The organism is Streptomyces flavofungini (assembly GCF_041028215.1).
GTDB lineage: Bacteria > Actinomycetota > Actinomycetes > Streptomycetales > Streptomycetaceae > Streptomyces > Streptomyces flavofungini_B.
Genome location: NZ_JASKYR010000381.1, coordinates 1 through 8,160, shown reverse-complemented (window position 1 = coordinate 8,160; position 8,160 = coordinate 1). Strand labels below are relative to the sequence as shown.

At 72.6% G+C, this 8,160-nt stretch carries 7 protein-coding genes; 1 reads left to right on the top strand and 6 read right to left on the bottom strand.

What is annotated here, in order from left to right; genetic code table 11:
- The 5 genes from AB8Z36_RS24290 to AB8Z36_RS24270 all read right to left on the bottom strand — a co-directional run.
- The coding region (locus AB8Z36_RS24290; RefSeq protein ID WP_369215491.1) for a 3-keto-5-aminohexanoate cleavage protein at positions 1 to 877 on the bottom strand (877 nt) is incomplete at its 3' end.
- A gap of 92 nt (positions 878 to 969) precedes the next feature.
- Positions 970 to 1,857 carry a TetR/AcrR family transcriptional regulator gene (locus AB8Z36_RS24285; RefSeq protein ID WP_369215490.1) on the bottom strand — a complete coding sequence of 296 codons (888 nt, stop codon included), beginning with the start codon at positions 1,855 to 1,857 and terminating at the stop codon, positions 970 to 972.
- A gap of 119 nt (positions 1,858 to 1,976) precedes the next feature.
- Positions 1,977 to 2,822, bottom strand: coding sequence for a metallophosphoesterase family protein (locus AB8Z36_RS24280; RefSeq protein WP_369215489.1), 846 nt, complete (start codon positions 2,820 to 2,822; stop codon positions 1,977 to 1,979).
- A 29-nt stretch (positions 2,823 to 2,851) separates the two neighbouring features.
- Positions 2,852 to 4,498 (bottom strand): cytochrome bc1 complex cytochrome b subunit, encoded by a 1,647-nt coding sequence (gene qcrB, locus AB8Z36_RS24275; protein WP_369215488.1) that lies wholly within the window; start codon positions 4,496 to 4,498, stop codon positions 2,852 to 2,854.
- Between the two features lie 93 nt (positions 4,499 to 4,591).
- Positions 4,592 to 5,290, bottom strand: coding sequence for a maleylpyruvate isomerase family mycothiol-dependent enzyme (locus AB8Z36_RS24270; protein WP_369215487.1), 699 nt, complete (start codon positions 5,288 to 5,290; stop codon positions 4,592 to 4,594).
- 70 nt (positions 5,291 to 5,360) lie between these two features.
- Between AB8Z36_RS24270 and AB8Z36_RS24265 the strand changes: the two genes are divergently transcribed.
- On the top strand, positions 5,361 to 6,287 hold the full coding sequence (locus AB8Z36_RS24265) for a LysR family transcriptional regulator (protein ID WP_369215486.1): 927 nt from the start codon (positions 5,361 to 5,363) through the stop codon (positions 6,285 to 6,287).
- On the opposite strand, the gene AB8Z36_RS24260 is transcribed toward AB8Z36_RS24265, so the two are convergent.
- On the bottom strand, positions 6,256 to 8,157 hold the full coding sequence (locus AB8Z36_RS24260) for a helix-turn-helix domain-containing protein (protein WP_369215492.1): 1,902 nt from the start codon (positions 8,155 to 8,157) through the stop codon (positions 6,256 to 6,258). The genes AB8Z36_RS24265 and AB8Z36_RS24260 overlap by 32 nt on opposite strands.
- Positions 8,158 to 8,160: the final 3 nt, after the last annotated feature.

Below are 8,160 nucleotides of genomic sequence, written 5' to 3'. Positions count from 1 at the left end.
CGAGCTTCTGGCGGGCCTCGTCCGGCGTGGCGACGCGGGAGCCGAGGTTCTCGGTGATCTGCACGGCCCGCTCGACGAGCTGCGCGTTGGTGACCTTGTTGCCCTTGCCGAGGTAGAGGTTGTCCTCAAGGCCGACGCGGACCTGTCCGCCGAGCAGGATGGACTGAGCGACCCACGGCATCTGCATCCGGCCGAGCGCGAAGCTGGCCCACTGGGCGCCTTCGGGAAGCATGTTGACCATCGACTGGAGCACCCCCGGGTCGGCCGGGGCGCCCCACGGGATGCCCATGCAGAGCTGGAAGACGGTGGGGTCGTCCAGGAGCCCCTCGGCGAGGAGCTGCTTGGCGAACCAGAGCTGACCGGTGTCGAAGATCTCCAGCTCGGGCCGGACGCCGAGCTCCTGGATGCGCTTGGCACCCTGGCGGAGCATGTCGGGCGTGGAGATGTAGAGGTTGTCGCCGAAGTTGAGGGAGCCGCAGTCCAGGGTGCAGATGTCGGGGAGGAGGTCCTCGACGTGCGGGAGCCGGTCGAGGCCGCCGACGAGGTCGGTGCCGGGCAGCTCGCCGAGGTCCTGGAGCGGCACGATGGGGTCGATGACGAGGTCGCCGCCCATGCCCGCCGTGAGGTTGATGACGACGTCGGTGCCGGTCTCCTTGATGCGCTCGACGACCTCGCGGTACAGGCGCGGGTCGCGCGAGGGCTCGCCCGTCCCGGGGTCGCGCACGTGGATGTGCACGACGGCGGCGCCCGCCTCCGCGGCCTGTACGGCGGAGGTGGCTATCTGCTCGGGCGTGACGGGGACGTGCGGGCTCTTGCGGACGGTGTCACCGGCGCCGGTCAGGGCGCAGGTGATGATCACGTTGTCGTTCACGGGCATGCGGAACTCTCCCTCGGGTGCGGGGTGTACGGGGTGTGCGGGATACGGGTACGTCGGTGCGTGCGCGGGTGGGGGATGCGGTCGTACGGAGGTCAGTGCGCGGTCAGAGTGGCGTCGACATAGGCGGTGAGCGCCTCGTGCATGGCGTCGGGTCCGGTGTCCGGGGCGTCCGGGCCGGAGGCGAGCACCTGCGTGGCCAGGCCGTCGATCAGCGCGGTCAGGCGCAGCGCGGCGGCGTCGGGGTCGGCGGGGCGGAAGACGCCGTCGGCGATGCCGCGCCGCAGGACGTCGGCGACGGTGGCGCGCCACTGCCGGTAGTAGTCCGCGTGCAGGCGGCCCACGGCGGTGGAGCGGGCGGCCTCCGCCCAGAGGTCGAGCCAGACGCTCCACTGCCAGCGCTGCCGCGGGGTGCGCGGGATCTGGAGCTCGATGAGCTGGCGCAGCTCGTCGGCGGTGTCGGCGGCGTCCGCGACCCGGGCGGCCCGGCGTGCGGTGTCCTCGTCCATGCACCAGCGCACGGCGGCTTCGAGCAGGTCGTCCCGGCCGGGGAAGTGGTAGTGGATGGCGGCGGTACTGGTGGCGCAGGCCTCGGCGATGTCCTGGACGCGTACGGCGTGGAAACCGCGCTCGGCGATGAGGCGCACCGTCTCACGCACGATCTGGAGCGGTCTGCCGCCCTCCGGGGTGGGGCCTCCGGCGCGCTGCCGCCGGGCCGCCGGTGACATCGGGGACGCCGGTGACGCCGAGGACGCCGGGGACGGCGCGGTCGGCGTGCCGATGAGCCAGCCCACGTCGACTCCGCCGGTGACGGCGACGCGGGCCAGTTCGGCCGTGGTGAAGCGGCGGGTGCCGCCGAGCGAGCGGGACAGCTTGGAGGGGTCCATGACGATCTGGCGCGCGAACTCGCGCTGGCTCACGCCCGCGTCGGCGATGACCTTGCGCACGCGCTCCGACACGGCGTCCCGCTGCTCTGACTGCATGGTGAGCCACCGTACGGCGGTGTTGCGGTTAACGCAACACCGCCGTACGGGCATGCCCGCTGAGCAGTGCACTTACGGTGGCGTTGAGCTTTCGACTGACGCGTCAGTCGGTCGGTCGTTCAGTCAGGGACCGGCAGGATCTGCCGCAGGTGCGGATCGGGGTGGAAGTCCCTGCGCCACTCACGGGGGTAGCCGACCGACGCCTCCACATGGCGCACCCCGTCGTGGTACGTGGTGCGCGGGATGTGCAGGTGGCCGTAGACGACGGCCGCCGCGTCGTACTTCACCGGCCAGTCCGCGCTCAGTTCGGTGCCGCACCACAGGGCGAACTCGGGGTAGCGCAGGACGCGGGTGGGTTCGCGCACCAGCGGCCAGTGGTTGATGAGGATCGTCGGCAGCCCCGGGGTGCGCTCGGCGAGCCGCTCCTCGGTGAGCTTGACCCGCGCCCGCGACCAGTCGTCGCGGGTGGCGTGCGGGTCGGGGTGCAGGAAGTACTCGTCGGTGCAGACGACCCCCGCCTCGTGGGCGGCGGCGAGGGCCTCCTCCTTGGTGGAGGTTCCCGCCGGGCGGAAGGAGTAGTCGTAGAGCAGGAACAGCGGGGCGACGGTGACCGGGCCGCCTGCGCCGCGCCAGACCGGGTAGGGGTCCTCGGGGGTCACCACGCCGAGGGACCGGCAGAGCGCGACGAGGTGGTCGTATCTCGCCTCGCCGCGCAGTTGGACCGGATCGTCCTTGGGTGTCCACAGCTCGTGGTTGCCCGGCGCCCACACCACCTTGGCGAACCGCCCGGCGAGCGTGCGCAGTGTCCACTCGATGTCGGCCATGCGCTCGGCGACGTCTCCGGCGACGATCAGCCAGTCCTGGCCGGTCGTCGGCCGGATGGTCTCGACGTACTTCCTGTTCTCCGCGTACGCCACGTGCAGGTCGCTGACCGCCAACAGCTTCGGGGTGCTCTCGGATGCCATCACCGTGTGAGGCTAACCGAGTCGGCGGCTCAGTGGTGATCGCCCTCCCCCCGGTGGATCGCCAGATACTCCTGCGGGGTGGCCTTGGCCACCTGCGCCTTGGGCCCGTACATGGCGCGGGAGAGGCGCGAGCGCAGCCGCAGCGAGCGGGGGACCTTGCGGGCCACGCCGTTCGCGTCGACCAGCGGGCCGATCTCGATGGGCCGGGGCTGTTCGTGCGCGGTCAGCCGGTACAGCTCGCCCTGCGGAAGCGGCTCGTGCACCTCCACGTACTCGCCGTGCGGCAGGCGTTTGATGGTGCCGCTCTCCCGGCCGTGCAGCACCTTGTCGCGGTCCTTGTGCTGGAGGCCGAGGCAGACGCGGTGGGTGACGAAGAACGCGAGGACCGGGAGGACGAAGAAGCCGATCCGCACGAACCAGGTGATGTTGTTGATGGAGAGGTGGAAGTGCGTGGCCCACAGGTCGTTGCCGCCGCCGATCATCAGCACGCCGAACACGGTCAGCCAGGCGACGCCGAGGCCGGTGCGCACGGGCGCGTTGCGCGGCCGGTCCAGGATGTGGTGCTCTCGTCTGTCGCCCTTGACCCAGGACTCGATGAACGGATAGACCGCGATCGCGGCGAGGATGAGCGGGAAGAGCATGAAGGGGATGAAGACGCCCAGTTCCAGGGTGTGCCCCCAGGCGTTGATCTCCCAGCTCGGCATCACCCGGATCAGCCCCTCGGAGAAGCCGAGGTACCAGTCGGGCTGGGCGCCGGTGGAGACGTGGTCGGGGCGGTAGGGGCCGATCACCCAGACCGGGTTGATGACGGCGACCGCGCCCATGATGGCGAGGACCCCGAAGACGAGGAAGAAGAAGCCGCCCGCCTTGGCGATGTAGACGGGCAGGAACGGTGCTCCCACCACGTTCTTCTTGGTCCTGCCCGGACCGGCGAACTGGGTGTGCTTGTGGTAGAAGACCAGGATCAGATGGGCGACGACGAGCCCCAGCATGATGCCCGGCAGCAGCAGGATGTGGATGGGATAGAGCCGCGCGATGATGTCGTCCCCCGGGAACTCCCCGCCGAACAGGAAGAAGGCGAGGTAGGTGCCCACGACGGGGATGGAGAGGATGGCGCCGTGCGCGAAGCGGATGCCGGTGCCCGACAGCATGTCGTCGGGGAGTGAGTAGCCGGTCAGACCGGTGATGATGCCGAGGAACAGCAGCGTCCAGCCGAAGAGCCAGTTGATCTCACGGGGCTTGCGGAACGCGCCCGTGAAGAACACCCGCATCATGTGCACGAGCATGGCGGCGACGAAGACGACGGCCGCCCAGTGGTGGATCTGCCGGATCAGCAGGCCGCCGCGGACCTCGGTGCTGATGTCGACGGTGGACTCGAACGCCCGGGAGACCAGGATGCCCTTGAGCGGCACATAGGGGCCGTCGTAGGTGACCTCGGCCATGCTGGGTTCGAAGAAGAGGGTCAGATAGGTGCCGGTGAGGATCAGGATCAGGAAGCTGTAGAGGCAGATCTCGCCGAACATGAACGACCAGTGGTCGGGGAAGATCTTGCGCATCTGGGCCTTGGCCAGGGTGTGGATGCCGAGGCGTCCGTCCGCCCAGTCGGCTATCCGCTCCCCCCGCCCCGGCGGTGCAGGTCGTCCACGTGGTCCGCTTCGCTCGATGCGTCCGCTCATGCGACTCCCTTTCAGGCGGTAACCAGCGTAGGTCGCCTGTATGACGGATCCAACAGGTCCGGATGTGACAACAGGAGCCCGGAACCGGACAGTTCAGTCGCGGGAGCGGTCGTGGGGGCGGATGTGGGTGCGGCCGTGGGTCCGCTCGTGGGTGTAGCGCTCGGCCTGCTCGCCGCGGAGCCTGCCCCGGGGGACCTTCCTGCCGTACGCGACGAGCAGCAGGTCCTGCGCGGCGCCGCGCACCGGGGCGCCGCTGCCGTAGGTCCAGTCGAGGTCGTCGGCGTGCAGGGAGACGTCGGAGAGGTCGGCGCCGAAGAACTTCAGGCTCCTGCGGTCGACGGCCGCCAGCAGGGGGCGCACGCGGTCGAGCGGCACCGCGCGGCCGGTCCCGAGGGCGGTGGTGACGTCGAGGCCGTGCACGACGTCGTGGCCGAGAGCGGAGGTGTAGCCACCGACCGGGGGCGTCCAGGGGTGGTGGGCGTTGTCCCGCAGCAGGGCGGCGAGTTCGGCGGCGGAGAACCGGGCGGCGTCGGCGCGGGCACAGCGGTCGGTCATGCGGTGCAGGCTGCCGCGGGCCCTGAGGAGCTCGGCGAGGGTTCTGGGCAGGGAGTGGCGGAAGCCCAGGGACATGTGGGCGACGACCTCGCGCACGCGCCAGCCCGCGCAGAGCGAGGGGGCGTCCCACTGCTCGGGCCGCAGCGCGTCGAAGGCGGCGGCGAGTTCACGGCGTTCGGCGGCGATCGCGGCCCGGATGGCACTCTCGTGCGCTGTCGTTTTCCTTGAATTCCCCATGGTGCAAGGGTGATCAAGGCGCTGTCATAAGTCCAAGAGCCTGTCGTTCTCGCCACTAGCATTGCTCGTTATGGAACTCCGGCAGCTCCAGTACTTCGTCGCCGTGGTCGACGAGGCCGGTTTCACCCGCGCCGCCGCCCGGCTGCATCTGGCGCAGCCCGGCGTGAGCGCGCAGGTCCGGCAGCTCGAACGCGAGCTGGGCCACCGCCTCCTGGACCGCTCCCACCGCACGGTGACGCTCACGGAGGTGGGCCGGGCCGTGCTGCCCTACGCGCGGGCCGCGCTCGCCGCGGCCGAGGGTGCGCGGCGCACGGCACAGGAGTTCACGGGGCTGCTGCGCGGCCAGGTGACGCTCGGCTGTGTGTCGGGGGCGGCCACCGAGGAGTTCGATGTGGTGTCCGTGATCGCCGACTTCCACGACGCACACCCCCGGGTGGAGATCGCCCTTACCGAGGACACCTCCGACCGCATGCTCGTGGCGCTGCTCCGCGGGGAGCTGGACATCGCGCTGCTCGGCCTCGCGGCGGACGAGGCACCTGCGGGCGTGCGCCTGGCGCTCGTGGTCGACGAGCCGCTGGTCGCCGCCGTCGCCCCCGGCGATCCGCTGCTCCGCCCCGGCGGCCGCACCCACGTCCCCCTGGCCGAGCTGGCGGACCGGCCGCTGATCACTCTGGCGCGCGGAACCGGAGTGCGCGGTGCGCTGGACCGGGCGTGCGCGGACGCGGGGTTCACGCCGCGCGTCGCCTTCGAGGCGGCCACCCCTGGGCTCCTCACCCGGCTCGCGGTACGCGGCCTCGGCGTGGCCGTGCTGCCCGCCCCGCCCGAGGGGATGGCCGCCTCGCTCGGGCTGCGCACCCTGGAGATCACCGACCCGGCGCCGCGCGGCCGGATCGCCCTTGCCTGGCGGACGGACGGGCCGCCGGGACCGGCGGCCCGCGCGCTGCTCGGCCGGTTGCGGGCGGCGTTCACCGTGTCGGCGTCAGGCGGTGCAGTCTGAGGGCGAGCTGGATCTCCAGGGTGCGGGCGGGGCTGTTCCAGTCCTCGCCCAGGAGCCGGGCGACGCGTTCCAGGCGCTGCACGACGGTGTTGACGTGCACGTGAAGCACGGTCTTGGCCCGGGTGAGACTGCGGTCCTCGCCGAAGTACGCCTCCAGGGTGCGCGTCAGCTCCGTGCCGCGTTCGGCGTCGTAGTCGAGGACGGGGCCGAGGATGGCGCGTACGTACCCGCCCAGGTCGGCGCGGTCGCCGATGAGCAGGCCGACGAAGCCGAGGTCGGCGAGGGCCGCGCCGTGCCCGGTGTGGCCGAGGGCCCGCAGCGCGGCGAGGCAGCGCAGGGCCTCGGCGTGGGCCGCGGGCAGCCCCGCGGGTTCGGCGGGGCCCGCCGCGCCGACCGTGACGGGGGCGCCGACGGCCTGGCCGAGGTCGGCGGCGAGCGCCCGCGCCTGGGCGCCGGGGGCCCCGGTGGGCGTCACCAGGACCACGTCGTCGTGGTGCAGCCCGGCGAGGCCGCTGTGTGCGCGGGCCGCCCGGTGGGCGGCGGCGAGGAGCCGCTGACGTGCGGCGCTGTCGCTGTGGGCGATGAACACGGCGTGCGGCACGGTGAGTCCGACGCCGAGGCGGCGGGCGCGGCCCGCGAGGCCGACCGGGTCGCCGGTGGTGGAGAGCAGGTCGCCGAGGAGTTCACCGCGTATCCGGTCCTCGGTCTCGGCGACGGACCGGCGCAGGAGCAGCAGCAGCGCCGTGACGACGCTCGCCCGCTCGAAGAGCCGCCGGTCGGCGTCGGCGAGTTCGGCGCGCCCGGTCAGGGCGATGCTACCGAGGAGTTCGGGCCCGGCGAGCACCGCGCACACCCAGGTGCCGTCCTGCGGGACCGCGCGTCCGCTGGCCCGGGAGGCGGCGACGGCCGCGGCGGGCGGCGGCAGCGGGCCCGCGCCGGTGCGGGCCAGTTCGGTGCCGTCCGCGTCGTGGATGAGGACGCCGCCGTCCAGGAGCGCGGCGATGCCGTCGGCGACCTCGTCGGCGCCGCCGCCGCGCAGCACGAGGTCGGTGAGCTGATCGTGGGCCTGCTCGGCGCGGCGCATGGCCTGGCTGTGGGCGCGGATGGTCTCGGTCGCCGCGTTGAGGTCGACGAGCGCGGCCCGGGTCTCTTCGAGCAGCCGCGCGCCGTCGATGGCGATGGCGGCGTGGTCGGCGAGCGAGGAGAGCAGCACGATCTCCTCGGTGGCGAACTCGCGCGGGGCGCGGTCGGCGGCGTACAGCACCCCGATCACCCGGGCGCCGAGCCGCAGGGGAACACCGAGGATGGCCCGCAGCCCCTCCTGGCGGACGGCGCTGTCGATGGCGTCGGTGTGGTGGAAGCGGGGGTCCTGCTGGTAGTCGCCGGTGGCGTAGGGGCGGGCGGTCTGGGCGACGAGGCCGCCGAGGCCCTCCCCCATGCCGAGCCTGACCTGCTGGAAGGCGGCGGCCACGCTGCCGTCGGTGACGCGCATGTAGGTGTCGCCCGCCGTCTCGTCGTTCAGCGAGAGATAGGTGACGTCGGTGCCGAGGAGCAGTTTGGCGCGGCGCACGATGGCGCGGAGCACCGCGTCGGGGTCGCGCAGCGCCGCCAGGTCGCTCGCGGTGTCGAAGAGCGCGGTCAGTTCGGCTTCGCGGCGGCGGTGCGCGCCCAGGGTGCGGTGGACGCGGAGTGCGACGTCGGTGGCGTCGTCCAGCGCGGCGAGGTCGTCGGCGCGGGCCCCGGCCTCGCGGGCGCGGGCGGCGGGGCGGGCGAAGTCCTCGGCGGGCGCGCCCCGGTCGAGCAGGTCGAGCAGGCCGCGCAGACCGGCGGCGAGGACGGTGTGGCCCGCGCCCTTGGTGGTGGGGAGCATGGG